Raw genomic sequence first — 2,302 nt, forward strand, 5'->3', positions numbered from 1 at the left:
TCCCTCCTGATACCCGGTGCGCACCAAGTTCCCGCAGGGAGCGGCTTTCGGGCGCTAGTATAGCGGAGGCGAGAAGGGAGGGGATAAAAGTACCCGCGAAAAGCGGATTCCGTCAGCCGCCGCTTCGCAGCGGGCGGGAGGTAGGTACCGGGGACAGTTTACTTTTTCCGCCCGCGCGAATCTTGAAGCGCCACTGCTTTTCTGCGGAAAGAAAGTAAACTGTCCCCGTTTTCCGGTCGTCTCCATCGTCGGCGAGCCGAAATGGAGGCGCGGGGCCTCTGCGCCGCCGTACCGCTGACGAAAAAGCTCCGGCGGAGCAGAACGGATGATGATCCGAATGCGATCCATGGCAGATGTCCGGCGCCTTTGCAGATATCGGCGACCTGCCGCGTTCACCCCTGCGCGAGCCCTATCACCTCTTCCGCGCCGCCTTGCAAACTTCATGCATATGTGAAAAAGATATTCATGGAGAAAAGTTCGGGAGGACATGATGCCGAGCCACGCACCGGAAGGCGGGCGCCGATGACGACGTTTGCCCCCACCGTCGGCGTTTCGTCGACCAAGCCGACCGACATGCCCGCCGAGCACGCCGAGCTGCCGGTGTGGAATGCCGAAAACTGGTTCTACGAGGACTGGCCGGTCGGCCAGAAGATCCGCTCGTTGCGCCGGACCATCGCCGAGGGCGACAGCCATTTGTTCAACACGCTGGTGGTCGACATCCACCCCTATGTGCAGGACCAGATGTTCGCCGAGCGCGAGGGCGTGTTCGGCCGGCGGCTGGTCGCCGGCGCCTTCGTCTTCTCGGCCGGGCTCGGCCTGGTCGCCACCAACTGCGTAAACGCCTTCTCCTACGGCTACGACCGGCTGCGCTTCATCAAGCCGGTGTTCATCGGCGACACCATCTACACGATCCGCACCAACCTCGACAAAAGGCCGCGCTACAAGGATCTCGGCCTGATCCGCGCCAGCTACGAGGTGTTCAAGGGCGAGGGCGAGCTGGTGCTCTACTGCGAGCACCTGCAGACGGTGAAATACAAAAACCCGGCGGATTTCGCCGGCAAGACCGAGAAGTGACATGAACGAAGAAACCGGACTGCCGCTTGCCGGCCTCGTCGTCGTCGACATGAGCCAGTTCCTGTCGGGGCCCTACTGCTCGCTGCGGCTGATGGATCTCGGCGCCCGCGTCATCAAGATCGAGCGGCCCGACGGCGGCGACCTGTCGCGACGGCTCTATCTCAGCGACACCGAGATCGGCGGCGACTCCACCATCTTCCACGCCATCAACCGCGCCAAGGAGAGCTTTGCCGTCGATCTCAAGGACGAAGGCGACCTCGCCGCGCTGCGAGGATTGCTGGCGAAGGCTGACGTGCTCATCCAGAATTTCCGGCCGGGCGTGATCGAGCGCCTCGGCCTCGACTACGAACGGGTGAAGGCGATCAACCCGCGCCTGGTCTACGCCTCGATCAGCGGCTATGGCGAGGAGGGGCCGTGGGTGAAGCGGCCGGGCCAGGACCTGCTCGCGCAGTCGCGCTCCGGCATCATGTGGCTGAACGGCGACGAGGACCAGGGCCCGGTGCCCTTCGGCCTGGCGATCGCCGACATGCTGGCGGGCGCCGCCTGCGCCCAGGGCATTCTCGCCGCCCTGGTGCGGCGCGGCATTACCGGCAAGGGCGCGCATGTCGAGACCAGCCTCTTGGAGGCGCTGATCGACTTCCAGTTCGAGGTGCTGACCACGCATCTCAACGACGGCCGGCGGCCGCCGCGCCGCGCCTCCTTCCGCAGCGCCCACGCCTATCTGTCGGCACCCTACGGCGTCTACCCGGCCAGCGACGGCTACCTGGCGATCGCCATGACGCCGATCCCGAAACTCGCCGCCCTGCTCGGGCTCGAGGCCGAGCTTGCCGCCTATAGCGGCGAGCCGGCGACCTGGTTCACGGCGCGCGACGACATCAAGGCGATCATCGCCCAGCGCATCGCCACAAAATCCATCGACGACTGGCTGGCGGTGCTGGAACCGGCCGACATCTGGTGCGCCAAGGTGCTGACCTGGCCGGAGCTGATGGAGAGCGACGGCTTCAAGGTGCTGGATATGCTGCAGACGGTGACGCGCGAGGACGACGTCTCCATCCTGACGACGCGCTCGCCGCTGCGCGTCGACGGCGTGCGCGCCAGGGTGGACCGTGCCGCTCCGCTGATCGGCGAGCACAGTGCCAAGATTCGCGAGGAGTTCGGGTTGTGAGTGTCGAAGCGCCCCCTCCACCACGCTTCGCGTGGTCCCCCTCCCCCGTAAACGGGGGAGGAT

Annotated in this window: 2 protein-coding genes; both read left to right on the plus strand. The window is 65.5% G+C overall.

The window, feature by feature from the left end:
- Positions 1-522 precede the first annotated feature (522 nt).
- A complete protein-coding gene (locus tag AC5JDC_RS23710) occupies positions 523-1,074 on the plus strand; it encodes a MaoC family dehydratase (protein WP_106773881.1) in 552 nt (183 codons plus the stop codon).
- A 1-nt stretch (position 1,075) separates the two neighbouring features.
- Positions 1,076-2,239, plus strand: coding sequence for a CaiB/BaiF CoA transferase family protein (locus AC5JDC_RS23715; RefSeq protein ID WP_106773880.1), 1,164 nt, complete (start codon positions 1,076-1,078; stop codon positions 2,237-2,239).
- The last annotated feature ends 63 nt before the right edge of the window (positions 2,240-2,302 follow it).

This window comes from Kumtagia sp. (genome assembly GCF_059502445.1).